This is a genomic window from Tsuneonella sp. HG222 (genome assembly GCF_053819185.1).
In genome coordinates this window covers 886778-904092 of sequence record NZ_JBSOQZ010000002.1, presented here as the reverse complement: position 1 = coordinate 904092, position 17315 = coordinate 886778, and the positions used below count along the sequence as shown (strand labels likewise).

General features: G+C 62.1%; 15 protein-coding genes. 8 read left to right on the top strand and 7 right to left on the bottom strand.

Annotated elements, in window-relative coordinates:
* Positions 1-2: 2 nt before the first annotated feature.
* The 3 genes from ACWPMZ_RS16160 to ACWPMZ_RS16150 all read left to right on the top strand — a co-directional run bounded on the left by ACWPMZ_RS16160 (position 3) and on the right by ACWPMZ_RS16150 (position 2102).
* On the top strand, positions 3-278 hold the full coding sequence (locus tag ACWPMZ_RS16160; protein WP_455705084.1) for a hypothetical protein: 276 nt from the start codon (positions 3-5) through the stop codon (positions 276-278).
* A 70-nt stretch (positions 279-348) separates the two neighbouring features.
* A complete protein-coding gene (locus ACWPMZ_RS16155) occupies positions 349-786 on the top strand; it encodes a DUF2231 domain-containing protein (RefSeq protein WP_455705083.1) in 438 nt (145 codons plus the stop codon).
* On the top strand, positions 783-2102 hold the full coding sequence (locus ACWPMZ_RS16150) for a PQQ-dependent sugar dehydrogenase (protein WP_455705082.1): 1320 nt from the start codon (positions 783-785) through the stop codon (positions 2100-2102). The genes ACWPMZ_RS16155 and ACWPMZ_RS16150 overlap by 4 nt, the downstream gene beginning before the upstream one ends.
* Before the next feature lie 143 nt (positions 2103-2245).
* Here ACWPMZ_RS16150 and ACWPMZ_RS16145 read toward each other — a convergent pair whose 3' ends face one another.
* Positions 2246-2743: a MarR family winged helix-turn-helix transcriptional regulator gene (locus ACWPMZ_RS16145; protein ID WP_455705081.1), complete on the bottom strand. Its 498-nt coding sequence runs from the start codon at positions 2741-2743 to the stop codon at positions 2246-2248.
* A 197-nt stretch (positions 2744-2940) separates the two neighbouring features.
* Between ACWPMZ_RS16145 and ACWPMZ_RS16140 the strand changes: the two genes are divergently transcribed.
* A complete protein-coding gene (locus ACWPMZ_RS16140; RefSeq protein WP_455705080.1) occupies positions 2941-4659 on the top strand; it encodes a hypothetical protein in 1719 nt (572 codons plus the stop codon).
* Positions 4660-4669: 10 nt separating this feature from the next.
* Complete coding sequence (locus ACWPMZ_RS16135; RefSeq protein WP_455705079.1) at positions 4670-5518, top strand: hypothetical protein; 849 nt, start codon at positions 4670-4672, stop codon at positions 5516-5518.
* Positions 5519-5890: 372 nt separating this feature from the next.
* Here the strand turns inward: ACWPMZ_RS16135 and ACWPMZ_RS16130 are convergent, their stop codons facing one another.
* The 5 genes from ACWPMZ_RS16130 to ACWPMZ_RS16110 all read right to left on the bottom strand — a co-directional run bounded on the left by ACWPMZ_RS16130 (position 5891) and on the right by ACWPMZ_RS16110 (position 12915).
* A complete protein-coding gene (locus ACWPMZ_RS16130) occupies positions 5891-8773 on the bottom strand; it encodes a TonB-dependent receptor plug domain-containing protein (RefSeq protein ID WP_455705078.1) in 2883 nt (960 codons plus the stop codon).
* 54 nt (positions 8774-8827) lie between these two features.
* A complete protein-coding gene (locus ACWPMZ_RS16125) occupies positions 8828-9607 on the bottom strand; it encodes a hypothetical protein (RefSeq protein WP_455705077.1) in 780 nt (259 codons plus the stop codon).
* 11 nt (positions 9608-9618) lie between these two features.
* On the bottom strand, positions 9619-11313 hold the full coding sequence (locus ACWPMZ_RS16120) for a hypothetical protein (protein ID WP_455705076.1): 1695 nt from the start codon (positions 11311-11313) through the stop codon (positions 9619-9621).
* 487 nt (positions 11314-11800) lie between these two features.
* Positions 11801-12589 (bottom strand): SDR family oxidoreductase, encoded by a 789-nt coding sequence (locus ACWPMZ_RS16115; RefSeq protein WP_455705075.1) that lies wholly within the window; start codon positions 12587-12589, stop codon positions 11801-11803.
* The gene (locus ACWPMZ_RS16110; protein ID WP_455705171.1) at positions 12586-12915 is read right to left on the bottom strand and encodes a nuclear transport factor 2 family protein; all 330 of its coding nucleotides are present in this window, start codon (positions 12913-12915) and stop codon (positions 12586-12588) included. Before ACWPMZ_RS16110 ends, ACWPMZ_RS16115 begins: the two co-directional genes overlap by 4 nt.
* A gap of 96 nt (positions 12916-13011) precedes the next feature.
* Between ACWPMZ_RS16110 and ACWPMZ_RS16105 the strand changes: the two genes are divergently transcribed.
* The 3 genes from ACWPMZ_RS16105 to ACWPMZ_RS16095 all read left to right on the top strand — a co-directional run bounded on the left by ACWPMZ_RS16105 (position 13012) and on the right by ACWPMZ_RS16095 (position 15938).
* Positions 13012-13923: a LysR family transcriptional regulator gene (locus ACWPMZ_RS16105; RefSeq protein WP_455705074.1), complete on the top strand. Its 912-nt coding sequence runs from the start codon at positions 13012-13014 to the stop codon at positions 13921-13923.
* An 887-nt stretch (positions 13924-14810) separates the two neighbouring features.
* Positions 14811-15428 (top strand): imm11 family protein, encoded by a 618-nt coding sequence (locus ACWPMZ_RS16100; RefSeq protein WP_455705073.1) that lies wholly within the window; start codon positions 14811-14813, stop codon positions 15426-15428.
* A gap of 177 nt (positions 15429-15605) precedes the next feature.
* Positions 15606-15938: a GFA family protein gene (locus ACWPMZ_RS16095; RefSeq protein WP_455705072.1), complete on the top strand. Its 333-nt coding sequence runs from the start codon at positions 15606-15608 to the stop codon at positions 15936-15938.
* Between the two features lie 433 nt (positions 15939-16371).
* On the opposite strand, the gene ACWPMZ_RS16090 is transcribed toward ACWPMZ_RS16095, so the two are convergent.
* Complete coding sequence (locus ACWPMZ_RS16090; protein WP_455705071.1) at positions 16372-17277, bottom strand: LysR family transcriptional regulator; 906 nt, start codon at positions 17275-17277, stop codon at positions 16372-16374.
* Positions 17278-17315: the final 38 nt, after the last annotated feature.

The window sequence follows — 17315 nt, the reverse complement described above, 5'->3', positions numbered from 1 at the left end:
CGATGTCCGACCAGTTCAGCGAGACGACGGACTGGCAGGGGGCGGCTTGGGCCTTTGCCGTTTGGGCCGCGCACTTTTCGGCGCTGTGGGGGGCAAGCAGCGTCTTTCCCAACTCCCCGGTTGCGCGAATGCTCGCCATGGCCGCCACGCTCGTGGCAATCGCCGCGTTGGCAGTCCTTTGGCGAAGGCGGCGGTCGGCCAAGAACATGCCGAAAGCGGCCATCGGTTTTGCCGCAGTGGCTATCGTGTTCGGAGCCTTGCCTGCCGTTGTCGGGTGAGGCCGCCTAGGACCTTTTTGCCGTCTGGCAGGTTGAGGTTTCATCAGCTTCAACCGGCCGGAGTTCCGCCATGCCAGACCCCGGGGTGCGCGCTGCGCCTCTCGCCAGTCCGATCCACGCCATCCTACTGGCGTTTCCGGTGGCGCTATATCCCGCAGCCCTGATCAGCGACATCACCTACCTGCGCACGTCCGTGGTCCAGTGGACCAATTTCTCGCAATGGCTGATTGCCGGGGCCGACCTGTTCGCGGGCCTGCTGCTGGCGTGGGCGCTCGTGTCGTTCTTCTTCGGACGGGCACGCCACTCGCGCGGACGCGGGGCCATTTATCTCGGCGTCGTCGCAGTCATGTTTGTCGTCGGCGTCATCAACGCCTTGCAACATTCCAAGGACGGCTGGTCTTCGGTCGGCACGGCCGGCGTTCTGATGTCGGTCGTCTGCAGCGTCCTGGCGCTGGTCGCCGCATTCATAGTTCACTCCAAAGCCGTCGTCCGGGAGACCCGCTCATGACGCGCTCCATGCTCTGGTCGTTGCCTGTCGTGGCGCTCGTCGCCGCGTGCTCGCCGTCCTCGCAGGGACTCGATCAGACCGGCCAGTCGCCCACCTTGCCGCGGCAGGCGGACAGCCTCATCCCCGCGATCGCCATCGCCCCGCCTTCGGGGTGGGATGGCGAAATGCCGACAGTGCCGGACGGCTATACCGTCACCGCGATCGCCAAGGACCTGAAAATCCCGCGGCAGATGCTGGTGCTTCCCAACGGTGACGTGCTGGTCGCCGAAGGGTCCGGCGGCAAGGCTCCCAAGTTGCGGCCCAAGGACGTGATCGCCGGGCTGCTGAAGGCGCGCGGCAAGAGCCCGGTCAAGGGCGGCGATAGCATCACCCTGCTGCGTGACAGCGATGGCGACGGGCAGACCGACCTGCAGACGACCTTCATCTCCGGCCTCGACGCGCCTTACGGATTGGTGTTCGTGGACGGGTCGATCTACGTCGCCAACCAGGGCGATTTGATGCGCTTTCCCTATACGGAGGGCGCGACGACAATGACCGCGCAAGGTGAGAAGGTCACCGACTTGCCGGCGGTCATCAACCACCACTGGACCAAGTCGCTCGCCGCCAGTCCCGATGGCTCGAAGCTTTACGTCGGGATCGGTTCCAACAGCAACGTCGGCGAACGCGGGATGGACGCCGAGGAAGACCGCGCCGTCATTTGGGAAATCGATCCCGCCAACGGAAGCAACCGCGTCTTCGCCAGCGGCATTCGCAACCCAACCGCGCTGGCTTTCGACCCGTGGAGCAACCGTCTCTGGTCGGTCGTCAACGAACGCGACGAGCTGGGGCCAGAACTGGTCCCCGATTACCTCACCTCGGTGCGTGACGGTGGATTTTACGGCTGGCCCTACAGCTATTACGGTCAAACCGTCGATCCGCGGGTCCACCCTCAGAAGCCCGACATGGTCGCCAAGGCACTCAAGCCCGATTACGCGCTCGGCAGCCACGTCGCCGCGCTGGGCCTGTCGTTCGTGACCGGCGGAGGAATAGGCGGTCGCTTCGCGGAAGGCGCGTTCGTGGGCGAACACGGCAGTTGGAACCGCGATGATCGCTCGGGCTACAAGGTCGTCTTCGTTCCGTTCACGGGCGGGCGACCCTCAGGCCAGCCGATCGATTTCCTCACCGGCTTTTTGAAAGACGGTAAGGCGCGCGGGCGTCCTGTCGGGGTACTGTTCGACGCCCCGCGCGGCCGACTGCTGGTTGCCGACGATGTCTCGAACACGGTCTGGAGCATTACCCCGCGAACCCGCCCAGCGATGGTCCAACCGGTAGGATAAAAGGGGGCGGCTTCGCCATGCGACTGGTCAGCCGGGGCTCGTCAATGGCTTAGTTGACGACGCAGGGTCGTGTGTCCGGTCCTCTTGCAATCACTGGGCTTCGTGAGGGTATCTTAAGAAACGGATTGAAGCGGCCGAAGGGGCTACGAGACTTCTTTGAGCGAGTCCTCTGCGCTCAGTTCCTTTGCAGCCGGTGCATTTGAACTCACGGGACCTTCGATCCGACTCAACAGGTGGACCAGCGTCGCTCGTTCTTGCGACGAGAGATCGGCAAGCAACCGGTCCTCGTGCTGGCGGATGCGGACGAGGCAATCGCCGAGCACCTTTTGTCCGTTGGGCGAGACCGTCAGGGACAAGGCTCGACGGTTGCTTGCCACGGTGGTGCGTTGCACCAGCCCGCGTTCCTCGAGCTCAGAAATCAAGCTCGACATGTTGCCGCGCTTTATCCGGAGAGTCTCGCCCACACGGCCCTGGCTGATCCCGGGGTTCTCCGAAATGATCGACAGGATTCCGATCAGGACCTGGCGCATGCCAGTATCCGAAACCGACTCGTTGAAGTCGGCGAGAAACAGGTTCGATGCGCGTCGGATATGGTACCCAACCAGCTTATCGATGACGCCAAGGTCTACTGCCTCGTTCACTGGTGTGTCGGTGGCAATCGAAAGTTCTCCCCTCGTCGCGCAACCTAGCGCGAATATCCTCGAAATCCAGACCGCGGCTCGGTCACCGCTTTGTAAGCGTTGACGTCGCGTTGACTTGAATTGTCCTGCCAGATAACAATGATGCAAGCACTTTAAGAATGCTTCGCCTTGCAAGGCACCCGAGGGGATTGCTGGAAATGGAAAAACGGACGCAAGGCGCCGGGGGATCATCGGCTGGTCAATGGCTCTTGGGAGCCTCTGTCGCGACGATGCTGACATCCATGTTGGTGTCCGGACTTTCCGCACAAGACACTGTCCCGGCCGATGCGAGCGAGGTGCCCGGCGCCGTGGGTGCCGTTTCCGGCCATGTGCCGGCCCAATTCGTTCAGGCGCAAACAGCGCCGGCGGAGCCCGAAGATGCCGACGGCGCCGCGTCCGCCAGCGACAAGAACCGCTGGTGGTCGCCCGGTCAGGCAGACGCACTGCCGGCCGAGCCGCAATATGCGAACCCCACTGGCGCCTTCGGACTCTACAATGCCGGGGGCCGGGTGGAAACCGCCGGGCACCCGTTCTTCGAGGCGATCGGAGAGAATGGCCGCGCCTGCGTCACCTGCCATCAGCCCTCGGACGCCATGTCCATCTCCGTGGACACCATTCGCGAACGCTGGGAAGAAACGGACGGCAAGGATCCGCTCTTCGCGCTGGTCGACGGGGCCAATTGTCCCAACAAGCCCGAGGGCGACAAGGCCTCGCATTCCCTGCTGCTCGATCGCGGGTTGTTCCGCGTGTTCCTGCCCTGGCCCCCACGGGCTGCGGACGGCTCGAAAATCGATCCGGACTTCACGCTCGAAGTCGTTCGCGATCCGACCGGATGTAACACCGATCCGGTGTATGGCTTGAACAGCCCCAACCCGATGGTGTCGATCTACCGGCGGCCCCGGCCGGTCATGAACATGAAGTACGTTGTCGGACCGCAACGGGCACCACGGGCCAATCCGTCGGTAACCTTCCTGATTAAGAACGGCATGCCGGCTGCGGTCGATCCGGAAACCGGCCAGGCCGTGAGCATGCAGATCATGTCCGACGCGCGAGAGCCGACGCTGAAGACGCAGGCGGTTTCTGCTGCGGTCACGCATCTTCAGGCCAAGTCGCAGCTGACCGACGCGCAGCTCAAGCAGATCGTCGATTTCGAAATGCAGCTCTATGGGGCGCAGGTTTCAAGCCAGAACGCCGGGTCGCTGACCGAGGCCGACGGGCCGCCCGCTCTGGGCCCGAGGAACATGGAGCGGGGTGAGCCCCTCCTCGGCGACTTCCTCGAACGACCCGTGTTCATGGATTTCGTGTTGTGGAACAAGCCGGTCTCGACGGAAAGCTCGCCGCAGCAGGCCTTCCGGGCATCAATCGCGCGCGGGGCCGACGTGTTCTTCCTCAAGCCGTTCTGGATCAAGGACGCGATGCATATCAACACGGTCGGACTGGGCAATCCGACCAAGCGAACCTGTGCGACCTGCCATAACATGATGATGACGGGCATGGACGCCGTTGCCGGGTGGTATGACCTTGGTACCACCAACCTGCCCTGGGCCCGCGAGCCGCTGGTGAGCCCGTTCACGGATCAGGTACCCGAGCTGCCGCTGTTCAAGGTGACCTGCAAACCGGGACTGCCGGAGCATCCCTTCTACGGCCGGGTGATATACACGCAGGATCCAGGGCGTGCGCTGATCTCGGGCAGCTGCAGGGATGTGGGCGCTGTCGTCAGCCAGCAATTCCGCGGCCTCGCCGCCCGGGCCCCCTATTTCTCGAACGGTTCTGCCTCGAATCTGCGTGAACTCGTCGACTTCTACGATCGCCGCTTCCTGATCCGCTACACGGAGCAGGAGAAGCAGGACTTGGTCAACTTCTTGAGCGTCCTCTAAGGAAAAACGAATGGCGCAAATCGGCAAAACGACGGCTGTGTTCCTGGCGACCCTCGGGATGCCGGCTCTGGCCGCGGGACCGCCGGCAGACCGGCGCAATTTCGTCACCTGCCCGATCGTGCAAGACACGAAGACCGTGCCGTGCTGGGTGGCCGACTATAATGGCGAGAGATATTATCTCGGCATTCAAGGCAGCTTCGGTTCGGCGTTCTGGCCGCCGTTTCTCGACCACAAGGTGATCGTCGAAGGCACCGCGACCGACAAGGAGCGCATCTGCGGCGGCATCGTCCTTGATCCGGTGAAGGTCGCCTCGCTGCCGGAGCGGGACGACACCTGCAACACGATCCTGCCGATCGACGCCCGCTACGAAATTCCGTTCCACCACAGAGGCCCTGGCCCGAACGAACTGGAGGAACCCGCTGCCAGACCCGCCGTAGCCGCGCGACCGGTGGCCGACACTCCGGCGGTCAAGGAAGCGAAGCCACCCCGAGTGTTCAAGGTCTTGTATGACTTCAACAATCGAGGCTGGAGCGCGCGGAACAGCCCGCCAATCCGGCAGGCTATCGACTACTATCGCTCGATGGACGCCGCCGAGATCGAGGTGGTCGGCTATCGCGGGGGGTCGCTCCTGTCCGACGGTACCTCGTTCATCGAGAACGAAGGTGTGAGCGAGTTGCGCGCCAAGCAGGTCGAAGTCATCCTGAAGCAGGTCGGAATTCCCGAGGACAGGCTGACGATCCGGTGGGAAACCGAGCCCCGCGATTTGAACGGCACCGACGATTGGAACACGCGCAGCGCGGACATCACCGTGAAGCCGCGAGTTTCGCGTGAATTGGCCCTGCGTTCGACCAACGATTGAGGTAATCGCTTGAAGGCGCGGAGCGCGCCGACCGGGGGCTTTCAACCGGCTTGTTGGGTCTCGATAACCTTGCCTCGCCCCCTGACCACGGAAGTTCACTAACTGAGGTCAGCCCCTGGGCCAACGACGAGCGCTTCGCCGCTCCAGGCGCACCTATGCAGTGTGGCGAGATCCGCAATGGCCAGCGAGCACTTAAACTGCCCATCCGCCAAGGGCGTAAAGGGGGTGACCTTGCTCGGGCGATGTGTCGGCTAATCGCCAGTCAGGCCAAGTCGGCGATATGGCGTCGCCGACCTGACCCTCGACTGAACCTGTTCAACCAACTGCGATGGCCTTGCCGCCCATCGCAGTGGTTGATCCTCGATCGCACGCTCAGTATTTGAAGCGGACGCCGACGCGATAGGAACGTCCGACCGGATCGAACAGGCCCCCGCCGGTCGACGGAAACGGCGGAGCCTTGTCGAACAGGTTGTTGATCCTGACGTAGACCTCCGGGCCGTTGCCATCGTCGTTGGCCAGGCTGTAGCTTGCGGACAGGTTGGCGTACAACACCGGGTCGACGTGGTTGATGTTGAACCCGTTGGCCGAGATCTCGCCTTCGACACGCTGGTTGTTGATCGTGCCGCCGCCGTACCAGCGCAAGTCCAGCGCGGTGGAGAACCGGTCGTTGTCATAGGAGAGCAGGCCGAACACCGTCCAATGCGGCGAGGTGTACTGGCCGGCCACGTCGGTGGTCGTCGCATTGATCACCGCCGTGGTGGCCTGCTCATGCAAGTAGCTGCCCAGAATGCGGAGCGACAGATTCCCGTCGGCGCCGCTGAACAGCTGATCCATCGGCATCCGATACGAAGCCTCGAGGTCGACGCCGCTGGTCTTGAACTTGTCGAGATTGTCGAACTGTACCGTCACACCGGTGATGGCGCCGGTCGGTCCCGTCGTCACGAGCGCGCAATACTGGGGCAGGTTGTCGAGGTAGCACCGTTCGAGCACTTCGTTGGCAGGAATCGTGCCGATCTGTCCGTCGATGTCGATGCTGTAGTAGTCGGCGGACAGCCGGAGCCCCGGCACCCAGTCGGGCTGGTATACGACGCCAGCGGTGAACGTATCCGCCCGTTCCGGCGATAGCGCGCTGTTGCCGATCGTCGTGATCGGCACGGGGAAGCCGGCCGAAGTCCGGGGATCGCGAATGTTTCCGCTCTGCACCGCGGTCGGCGTGAACAGTTCGGCCAGGTTGCCTGCGCGGATGTCGCGCGACTGCGTAGCGCGGAACCGAAGGTCGTCGGTGACGTCCCAGGTGGCACCTGCTTTCCACGTGGTGACGCCGCCCGACGAACTGTAATCGGTCCGCCTTGCCGCAAGGTTGAGGTCGAACGACTCCAGAAGCGGCCAGTCCCGCGCGAGGGGAATGACGAGTTCGAGGAACGCTTCCTTGACGTTGTACGACCCGGTGATCCCCTTGCGGTTCGAAGAGTGCCAGCCGTTGTTCTGCGAGATCGGGTCGGCGACGGCGTCGACGGTTTCCTTGCGATACTCGGCACCGGTGGCCGCTGCGATCGGGCCGGCCCAAGTGTTGAACAGATCGCCCCGGGCACTCACCGCAGCCACTTCCTGCGTGGTGTCCATCTCGAAGGTGGAGGTCCCGGTGATGTAGTCGATCGCTGCCTGTGACGGGGAGCCGAAACCGAATACGTTCAACGGCGCGCAGGCAGCGTCGTCGTTGGCGGTGTTGGTATCCGCATTGATGCGGCAAACGATGTTCGAACCCACCTGCACCGCGTCGAGCGCGTTGCGGTACTTGGCATTGTTGAAGTTGCCGACGCGGGCCTGCTGGAAGTTGTTATGCCCGTACTGGTAGTAAGCTTCCCAGTGCCAGCTGCCGAACAGGCCTCCTTCGAGGCCGACCACGCCGCGGTAGATTGCCGGCGAGCCGTCGTCCGAGACGAAGGAGCCCAGTCCCGGATCGCGATAGACTCGGCCGAAGTTGAAGCAGGTCACGCCCAGTTGCGCTGCGCGGGTCTTCAGGCTTTGCGGCAGGAACGGGTTGCTGACGGGCACGAGGATATTGCCGAGCGTCGACGTAAGCTGAGTGGTCGAGCAGGTCGGGTTGAGGGCGGCCGCACTGCCGCTGACCGTACCGTTGTTACGCGCCGGCTGTCCCAACGCCTTCGATAGGACGTGAGCGTATGTGCCTTCGAAAAACGCCTTGAGCGAATTGGTGATTTCGTATTCCGCCCGGCCCATCAGCGTCCAGCGCTCGAACGGGTTCTTGAGATCGCCTCCGGGTACGGGGGTTTCGCCCAGATTGCTGGTGCCGCCGATCATGTTGTTGGCGAACACCTGTCCATACCCGAATTGGCCGGTTTCACCGTTCGGCAGGAAAGTGGTGCCGCGCAGCGGACCGCTGGTGATAAGCCCGCCTTCGAAGGTATCGGCCCTGCGCACGTCTTCGGCGTAAAGCGTCCCCGGCAAGCCGTTCGTCGCGAACGCGGAATTGCCGACCGAGCCGCGCATCGCCCAGGGCCGGGACATCTCCGGCGCTTGCAGCGGGCGCACGCCCTTGCTCCGGGAATATTCGCCGCCGATGAGGAAATGGCCACGCCCGCCCGCAAACGAAGTGCCGGCGGCCAACGAAGCGAGCCAGTTGAAGTCGTCGCCATAGTCGGAGATGCCGGCCTGGACCGAGCCTTCGATGCCCTCGAGCTGATTCTTCAGAATGAGGTTGACCACGCCCGCGACCGCGTCGGAACCCCACGACGCCGAAGCGCCGCCGGTGACGACTTCGGTGCGCGATACGAGGATCGCGGGAATGACCCCCAGATCGACCGTGCCATCGGAAAACGTGGGAACGTGGCGGCGTCCATTCACCAGGGTCAGCGTGCGGTCGGCGCCGATCCCGCGGAGGTTGGCATAGGTCGTGGCAGTCAAAGGCTGCGAGGTGATGCGAAACTGCGGCATCTGGGACAGTGCTTCGGAAATCTGCGTCGGCGCGGTCTGTTGCAGATCCTGGGAACTGAGCACGGTTGTCGGCGTCGGGGCGGTGAAGCCGGCCGTCTGGACGCGCGAACCGGTGACGACGATCTCTTCCTGCGCCTCTGGCGAATCAGAGGCGTCTTCCTCGAGCTCTTCTTCTACCTGCCTGTCGGCCGGTTCGGCGGTTTCCTGCGCACTGACGGGAATGCTCCACGCAACCGCCATGCCGGCGACCGCCGGCCAAAGGCTGCGACGCAGGCGTTGGCTATGCTTGAAATCCCCCATATTTCCCTCCCTGTGCTCGTATTTCGAGCGTTCATTTTTTTCTTTTCGGTCGGCCTAAGGCGCGACCGTTACCGTCACTCGTCGCTTGGTATGGTCACCCGTTTCGGCGCGAGTTTTCCATTCGACCTTGTATTGGGGCGTCGTCAGTCCGGCGCCTTTGAGCAGGTCCGCCACCTGGGTCGCACGGCGCTCGGCGATCTGCTCCTGCTCGGAAAGAAGCTCCCCGTTGCTCAGCCGCGTGGCGCCGCGATAGCCAGTCACGCTGATGCGGCTGGCGTTGATCTGCTTGGCGTAGGTCATCACCTGGCTCAGGAACCGGGGATGCTTGAACGCGATCCGCCCGTTGAAATCGAAAGGGATGTCGAAGCTTTTGGCCTGATAGGGAGGCTGCGGCACTTGCGGCGCCCGCGGAGCGCGCGCCGGGGTGTTGTCGAACGCCAGCCGGCCCAGGCTCGGGCCCGGTGGGCGCGGTGCTTCGAACGGCAGCTTGTAGCGGTCCTCGGCCATCAACAGCGTGTTGCAGTCGTCGGCCCGCTCCTGCATCACGGAGACGACGACATCCTTGAGCACCACGCCGCCGCAGATGCGCGGCTCGTCCGAGACAGTGCCCTCCACCAGCACCTTGTGGCCGAGCGAAGGCGGATGGAAGTCCGCACTCACGTCGGTCTGGATGCCCATGTAATAAAGCTCGCCGTCGTACTCGCTCAGCCAGCACGGGACGCTGGCGGTGTCACGGACGATCGGACATTCGACAAACGCCAGCCTCTGCCCATCGGCGGCCGAAGCGGAAGCCGCGCTGACGGCGGCAGCACAAGCGAGGATTTTGCGGACCATCGTAAGTCTCCTCACAGGCTTGCCAGGAAGTTCTCGAGATCGCGTTTCTCGCTGTCCGAGTACTGGATGTTGTAGCGCCGGTCATAGAAGTCGATCAGCTCGCGGATCGACCCCGCCGAACCGTTCGAGAAGTATGGCGCGCGTGCCGCCAGGCCGCGGAATTGCTGCATCACGATCGTGCCGACTTCGTTGCACTTGCCCGAAATGAGCGCGCGGCCCGGGTCCTGCGTGTAGAACACCCGCCCCAGGAAGGGATGCGGCGGCACATTGGGTTTGCAGGTGATCTTGAAGAGAGGCAGCTCGGGCTTTTCATCTTCCCACGGGTTCATCGGCGTTTCCTTGGCCCAGGGAAGGTTGGTGGTGCCGATGTCCATCCAGCCGTTGGCCGCATCCAGCCCGGTCATGTGCATGCCATGACAGGTCGCGCAGGTGCGCTTAGTCGGGTTGCCGAGTCCGACCGTGTTGAGATGCATCGAATCCTTGATCCAGAAGGTGCGGAACATGAAAACGTCATGGCCGCGTTTGATGGAGGCGCGCATCTGTGCCCGATCGGTGGTCGGGGATGCGATTTCCTGCGACCAGGCGTCGCCCATCGGGAAGATCCAGCGGGTGATATTGTTGCCCAGCACGCCGGCATCAGCGGCAGCCAGATTGCGCGGGCCGAAGCCGGGAGGCCCATTCTCGACCAGGCTGCCAGCGCCCGTGCGGATCACTTGCGCGGTGTACACGCGCTTCTCCAGATCCAGAATCTGGGCGACCTGTTCGTCGGAGAGCTTGGCGCCGAACTGGAGATGGGTCACGGCCGCTTCGACGGCCTGGGTTTTCAAGGTCGGATGCCGCGCATCGGCCATGAGGTTCATGCTGACCGGCCGCCCGGTTTCAGGGTCGCGAGCCGTCGGCAATCCGCTCTTGCCGATAAAGTCGCCGACGCCGAAGTTCTGGTGCGTCGTGTACTTCGTGTTCGCCAGCACCCGCGGCCGGCGATAGATCGAGATCATCGGGTTGGCACTGTTCAGCCCATACTCCGGATGGGTGTTGCAGCCCGTCGGGTCGCGGACCACCTCGATCGTGAATTCCGTCTCCAGCGGAGAGCCGTCCGCAGCCTTGGGTGGCCAAGGCAGGAAAATCCGGAACAGGCCCCGGTTGAGCAACAGGGAGTGTGAACTCTCCTCTCCCGCAGGCAGATGGGGGCAGTTCATGCCGTCGACCGGGGCGAAGATCGGATCCTTGCCCTTGGTAGCGGTCCACCGCTCGCGCACCGATTCGACTGACAGCGACATGGCGTCCGCGGGCTGGTGGCAGCTTACGCAAGCCCGGCCATTCTCGCCGATCGGTTCGAAAAACGCGTGGCCCTGGGTTTCGATCGGCGCGCCTTCGACCAGAAAGCCGAGTTGGCCGTAGGCGTTAGGGTACGTGACATACCCCGGTATCCGCCTGCGGTCGCCCGGCGACCACCAGTGCGCCCCCCGGGGAGAAGCCGAATCGACGACCGGCGCGGCCTGGGCCTGCTCGTTCTGGTCCGGCACGTGTCCGGCGACATCGCCGACCGCTCCGGGCGCTTTGCTCTCCGGAGATTGGGCCCGATCCTGTGCGACCGTCGCACACGAAAGGAAAAGGAACCCCGCAATCGTCGCCACGGCCGGAGACGGACGCAACATCCGCCCTCGACGAGACAATTCGACTCCGATTTTGCGCTTTCCCATCATCCCCACCCTATGACTTTTCGTCTAACAGTTATGTGACATAACCGAACGAGATACCTTGGCAATAGTGATGATTATGGCGCAGAACATTCGATCACATAACCCCCTTTGTAAGCGTTTGCGTCAGGGTCAAATCATGAAGCCATCATAGCGTCCGGAGCCGGGCCGCGAGCTCGTCTCTGGGGGCTGGGAGTTTGGTCGCAAATTGTATTCGATCGACCCGGCCGTCGCTTGATGCCGCAAACCTCGGGCAATGAGGTTTTAAGCCGATCCCACGGTCACAAAGTTCTATGGGAGGAAATGACCTGCCCCAGCCGGGAACCGGTGGTGGCTGCGATGAGAGCATCATCTGCAACGCGTTTGCCGCTGTCCCCTGATGACCATAGAATGTCGTCGCAGCTGTGCGCCGAGATCGGCTCGCGGCGCTAATCGGATCTGATCGGACCAACGGACAACGGGCATGGATCCATTGGGGCGCTGGCCATCACCTTCAGACGGTGGGGACGGTCCCGCCATCGATGACAAATTCGGCGCCGTTGATCGCTGCGGCACGGTCCGAGGCAAGGTAGGCGATAAGGTCAGCCACCTCTTCGGGCTGTGCACCCCGTCCGATCGGGATTCCGCCCAAGGCATTAATTACGGACTGACGCGCGTCTTCGATCGTGCCGCCATTGGCTGCCTCGAGCCTTTCCAAGAAGTCTCCCGTTGCCTCGGTCATAATCCAGCCGGGTGACACGGCGTTGACCCGCACGCCCTTGGGACCGAGTTCCTTCGAGATAGACTTGCTGTAGGTCCTGAGCGCAGCCTTGGCAGCAGCATAGCCGGTCGTGGATTCGGGCAGCGGCAGGGACGACTGGATGGAGGTAACGTGCACCACGACGCCCGCGCCACGCTCGAGCATCTGCGGAACCAGAAGGTGGTCGAGCCGCACGGTCGCCAGCAAGTTGAGATTCAGCTCGGCTAGCCAATGCTCGTCCGTCAGTGCGACAAAGCCACCAGCCGGCGACGCCGATCCGCCGACGACATGGGCAAGGATGTCGATGCCCCCCAGACGCTCGATCGCAGCTTTGGCCAGCGTTTCGCCGCCCTCAGGCGTGATGAGATCCGCCTGGACATATTCAACGCCGTCTATGGGATCCTTGAGTGCCCGGGCGGCGGTGATTACGCGCGCCCCGCCGGCGAGAAAGCGCTCGACCGTGGCGCGGCCGAGACCTTTGGTACCGCCGCTGACGAGCACACGCCTGCCGACGAACTCGGCCGCATCTGCCTTGATGTTCATACCGTTGTCTCCAGCGTTTTGATGGCGCCGTGCAGCAGCGTGAAGCGATAGGTAAAACGCAGCGGGCTGCCCGGAAAGTCACCATGAGCGGGACCTTCGACAACGACATCGCCGCCATTTTCCCGAACCGTATCGGGCGTGAAGATCGCCTTTACCGGGATCACCTCGTCTTCGAACAGCTGGCGGATCGCAGCAGTGCCTTCGAAATGCTTGCCGTTGTCGATGAAGACCGCATCGCGCAGGAAGGGCTTTAGCATGCCGTCAATGTCGAGACGGGCGTTAGCTTCGACATAGTCGGCGATTGGCTTGGGTAGCTCGATTGGCATGTTCATCTCCTCAGGGGTGATGAACGCCATTTAGCGATGGACATTTAGCCTGATAATCAAGACAAATCGGGATAGGGTGTCACGGAAAACGGGATAATGGCTCGCCACTCGCTAATCGAACTCGAGGCGGTTTTGGCCATCGTTCGGTGCGGCTCTTTTCGAGCGGCAGCGCTCGATCTGGGGATATCGACCACGGCCATCAGCAACGCGGTGGGCAAGCTCGAGCGGGAGCTGGCCGTCCGATTGTTCAATCGCACCACACGCAGCGTCTCGCTCACTTACGCCGGGCGGATTTTCGTCGGGCAGATCAAACCAGCGCTCGAGGACATTCAAAAGGCAATGAACACGGTGCGCTCCCAGCAGGAGACGCCGTCCGGCACCTTGCGCATCAACGCCTTCGCGACGGCGGCGCGGGAGATCATGGCTCCGCTCATTCTGAGCTACCTACAGCGCTATCCGCAAGTTCATATCGACCTCGTCACCGAGGGGCGGCTCGTCGATGTCGTGGCGGCGGGCTTCGATCTTGGGGTGCGCAGTTTGGACCTGGTGCCCACCGACGCCATCGCCATTCCGCTGGGTCGGATACGACGAATGGCGGTGGTGGGCTCCCCCGCCTTTTTCGAAAGCAGGACCACCCCCCAGACGCCTTCGGAGCTGCTCGGCCATCCCTGTGTTCGCGTGCGGCTTCCCAACGGCTCATTGTTCCGATGGCGCTTCGAGAAAAGCGGCGAAGAGCTGCACCTCGATGTAGAGGGACCGATCACTCTCGACGAAGCGTCCCTGGCGCGCATCGCGGTGGAGAACGGCGTGGGGATCGGATATTTCATGGAAACCGACGTGCGTGAAGACCTCGCGGATGGACGTCTCGTTCGCATTCTCGAAGACTGGACGCCGCCGCTTGCGCCGCTCTGCCTCTATTATTCCAATCGACGGAATTCCTCCGCAGCGTTTCAAGCTTTCATCGCGCTCGCCCGCGACTACGCATCGGGACGGCTCGCACAGGCCTAACCCGAATTACGGCTCCCGTCGGGCCATTTGCTGACAGGCCAATTTGGGGTTGGGTTAGGCAGAAAGCAGCCAGTCCTCTTCCTACCCCATTGCGGACACTAGCAGGCCGTTAGTTTTGCCGCGCTACGGCTTGCAAGGTGGCAGCACTTAATAGTGTCCGCTGAGGGACAAGCGGATAGCCGTCGGGCTGTGGCTCACCTTCAGCGCGTTGCTAGTGGGCGCTTATGGCTGCGCCGCTATACGTGCTGCGGGAATCTCTACTTGCGAGGGGAGACCACCTTGTGTTGCTTCCTCTCCTGTTTCTATATGCGACATGGGCTTGGCTTCGGTTCGCTTGAGGCGTCGGAAAGCGGATCAAGAACCTACCCGAGAGCTTGGCTCCTAACGTCCGCATTCCGGCCAAACCAGCAGTTAGCGTCCGAGAACTGAAGGGGACTTCAAAAGGTGCTGAATGGGTCGATTGCCGATGCTTAGAGCAGTCTTGCAGGCTGGGTTCGTATTCTTATTCATGACGTTCCTTGCGGCGCAGGCGGCGACTGGCTTCATGCGTAATTTCTTTTCCGGCCCTGTGTATCCTCGGGCGATGCGCGCGTTCGACTGGATAGTGGCAACTTTCTTCACAGGGCCGCTCGGCCAGGCGGGCGGAGCTACCGTGTTGCTTGGCATCGGAGCTGGATTCGCTGTCCTGATCTTGCGGCGGGGCGCAAGCAGGGGCTCGTAAATCGGCCAATCCTGATGCCGGCCGGCGAGCGGAGCTTCTGATTTCCACATTGCAGACCTGACGCAGTTTGCAGTGGCCAATGCGACCGATATGCAAGGGGTGTGATCATGACAGGATTCAGAGTGATTCAACGGGCTATCTTGGCAACGAACGTGGAGTTCGTCCGATGAGTGGCAAGGCGTGGATCAGCACGGCTCCGGCACACGCTAGCAACCTGCGGCCGTTGCGCCATAGCCTGAGCGACGATGAGACGAAGCGGGAGTTGGTGCGGAACGCGCGGCAACGGATCGAATCCGGAGAGCCTGTAGGGCCGGAGTGCCTTCCTGAGGATATCTACGGCGCTCCGCACGCCAAGGAAAAAGACTACAAGCTGCCCGACATCTTTTTTGCGGGTAGCTATTGGGTCGTTTCGAAGGCCGCGGCCGATGTGATGCGCCAGTTCGACCTCGGCCGTGCGAGCTTTTCCGCTGTTCGAGTACTCAAGAACGATCGTTCCACGGCCGTCGGAGGCGAATGGCTGCTCATCGTATTCGGAAACCACAAGAACACAGTTGTTGCTGGAGAATCTCCTGGCCTCAGGCCGTTTGTGCGAGATATTTTCTCAGCCAGCTCAAGACTGGACGACGGCCAGATCGCCCTTCGATCTGACGCTATGCTTCCCCCCGAATTATGGGTGGAAGAGAAGATTGACAGCGCAATCTTCTTCAGTTGGGAACTGGGTCGCGCCTTAAAGAAGGCAAAAGCCGATAAAGGCTTTTTCCTCAAACAATGTCGCATTGTTTGACATGGGCATGACCTGACGCCCTTGTCGAATGTCCGCTTTCCACCCCAGAATCGGACGTTCGAATACCGTGAGTGCTCCAGAAGCGGACCGGCAGGTTTCCCGCCTCCCGGTCCGAAGGCCGACTTTCCGGCAACGACCCCCATTGCGTACGGTTCAAACCGGCGGTTACAAGTCGCCATGAGCATTCGAGCAAGCTGTCACTGCGGCAATGTTCAGATAGAGCTACCGAGCCGGCCCGAGTGGGTCGCCGACTGCAACTGCTCCCTCTGTCGCAAAACCGCCTGGCGGGTCGCCTATTTTCCGCCGGATAGCGTGCGCATTACCGGTGAGACGGCAGCCTACATCTGGGGCGATCGGATGATTGGCATTCACCACTGCCCGACCTGCGGCTGCGGCACCCACTGGGCGTCACTTGGCGAAGACTTCGGCAAGATGGGCATCAACGCGCGCCTGATCGACGACTTCGACGAAACCGCCGTCGAGGTCAGGAAATTCGATAATGCCGGGTAAGCCGGTTCGGCGCTGACGCCTGCTGATCACATTAAAATCAGACAGCGGTCCGTTGGCGGTTTGTTCCTAAAAGCCGCCATTTCGTAGATCCGAACCGATTAACGATAGAACCGATTACCCTGCCCCTGTCGAGAATTGGTGAGATCCGGGCCGCCCGAGCAAAAAATAGTCCGCGTTCGCCTCAAGCACCGGCCTATCGGGAGCGGTCATGGGATTCGATGCCTAAGCTTCAATAGAGGCCTATTAAATCAATGTGAGGTGGCGGATCTATCAGTCTGCCCGCTACCTGGATCCGATCGGCATAGCTCACCTCGGGCGAGGAGTTGAGATAGTAGAATTGGCCGGCGGGCTTGCGACGTCGAGGTATTTAAGCCCCCTGCCCTCAGTTCCTTGCAGTCGGTACATTTGCGCTGACAGAGCCCCCGTTTGGGCTCTAAGCGCTCTGCGCCACCTTCATGAGCTCTCCGCGAAGCCAAGTAAGACCTGAGTCATTCGCTCGTGCCTGGTGAAATTGGATCATCTCCCGAAGTCGCGGAAATTCAAAGGGTACGGGAGCCCACGCCAAATCGAACATCGGCGCCATCGCGCGCGCCAGTCGTTCGTGGATGACGGCCAGCCGCTGGGTGCCTGTCAGGAACCACGGGACGGAGGCGAAGCTGGTGACGGACACTTCGACGCGCCTGTGCCGGCCGAGGTGCTGGAGATGGGAGTCCGCGAACGCTGGCGTTCTGGCGCTGCCCAAGGCCACACTCACGTGGCCTGATGAGAAAAAGTCATCTTCCGTTATTCCGCGTTTGAGAACCGTGTTCTGAGACCATCCGACCACAACTTGCTGCTCGTCGAACAGCAACTCCGAGGGGTGCCATTCGGCAAGATATCGTTCGGGAGTGATCAGCAGGTCGAGCTTTCCGCGCTCGAGGGAAGGTGCGCTTTCTTCGTTTGGTACGGTGATCTCCAGCTGAATGTTCGGCGCACTCTCGGCCAGGCGCTTCGCCAGCGGGACCAGCACCGCAACCATGATGTAATCCGAAGTGCTGACGACGAACCGTCGGTGCGATTTGTTGGGATCGAACTCGATCGGCGTGGCGATTGCCCGCTCCACGCCTTGAAGGCTGTTCTGGATCTCGGGCAAGAGCATTTCGGCAAAAGGCGTGGGATGCATCTGCTTGCCCACCGCGACGACGAGATCGTCACCGAAGTATTGGCGCAACCGCCGCAGCGCGGCGCTTGCCGCCGGCTGAGTCATGCCCAGCCGCTCGGCGGCGCGTGTAACACTGCGGGTGTCCATCAGTGCTTCGAAGATCACCAGCAGATTGAGATCCAGGCCTTTGAACCGCATGGCTGCTACATTTCCAAGCCATCGTGGACCGGCAATGG

Coding starts and splice junctions, on each gene's coding strand:
- ACWPMZ_RS16140 (WP_455705080.1), top strand. CDS start 2,941: ATGGAAAAACGGACGCAAGGCGCCGGGGGATCATCGGCTGGTCAATGG.
- ACWPMZ_RS16130 (WP_455705078.1), bottom strand. CDS start 8,773: ATGGGGGATTTCAAGCATAGCCAACGCCTGCGTCGCAGCCTTTGGCCG.
- ACWPMZ_RS16155 (WP_455705083.1), top strand. CDS start 349: ATGCCAGACCCCGGGGTGCGCGCTGCGCCTCTCGCCAGTCCGATCCAC.
- ACWPMZ_RS16095 (WP_455705072.1), top strand. CDS start 15,606: ATGAGCATTCGAGCAAGCTGTCACTGCGGCAATGTTCAGATAGAGCTA.
- ACWPMZ_RS16110 (WP_455705171.1), bottom strand. CDS start 12,915: ATGCCAATCGAGCTACCCAAGCCAATCGCCGACTATGTCGAAGCTAAC.
- ACWPMZ_RS16120 (WP_455705076.1), bottom strand. CDS start 11,313: ATGATGGGAAAGCGCAAAATCGGAGTCGAATTGTCTCGTCGAGGGCGG.
- ACWPMZ_RS16135 (WP_455705079.1), top strand. CDS start 4,670: ATGGCGCAAATCGGCAAAACGACGGCTGTGTTCCTGGCGACCCTCGGG.
- ACWPMZ_RS16150 (WP_455705082.1), top strand. CDS start 783: ATGACGCGCTCCATGCTCTGGTCGTTGCCTGTCGTGGCGCTCGTCGCC.
- ACWPMZ_RS16115 (WP_455705075.1), bottom strand. CDS start 12,589: ATGAACATCAAGGCAGATGCGGCCGAGTTCGTCGGCAGGCGTGTGCTC.
- ACWPMZ_RS16090 (WP_455705071.1), bottom strand. CDS start 17,277: ATGCGGTTCAAAGGCCTGGATCTCAATCTGCTGGTGATCTTCGAAGCA.
- ACWPMZ_RS16160 (WP_455705084.1), top strand. CDS start 3: ATGTCCGACCAGTTCAGCGAGACGACGGACTGGCAGGGGGCGGCTTGG.
- ACWPMZ_RS16105 (WP_455705074.1), top strand. CDS start 13,012: ATGGCTCGCCACTCGCTAATCGAACTCGAGGCGGTTTTGGCCATCGTT.
- ACWPMZ_RS16125 (WP_455705077.1), bottom strand. CDS start 9,607: ATGGTCCGCAAAATCCTCGCTTGTGCTGCCGCCGTCAGCGCGGCTTCC.
- ACWPMZ_RS16100 (WP_455705073.1), top strand. CDS start 14,811: ATGAGTGGCAAGGCGTGGATCAGCACGGCTCCGGCACACGCTAGCAAC.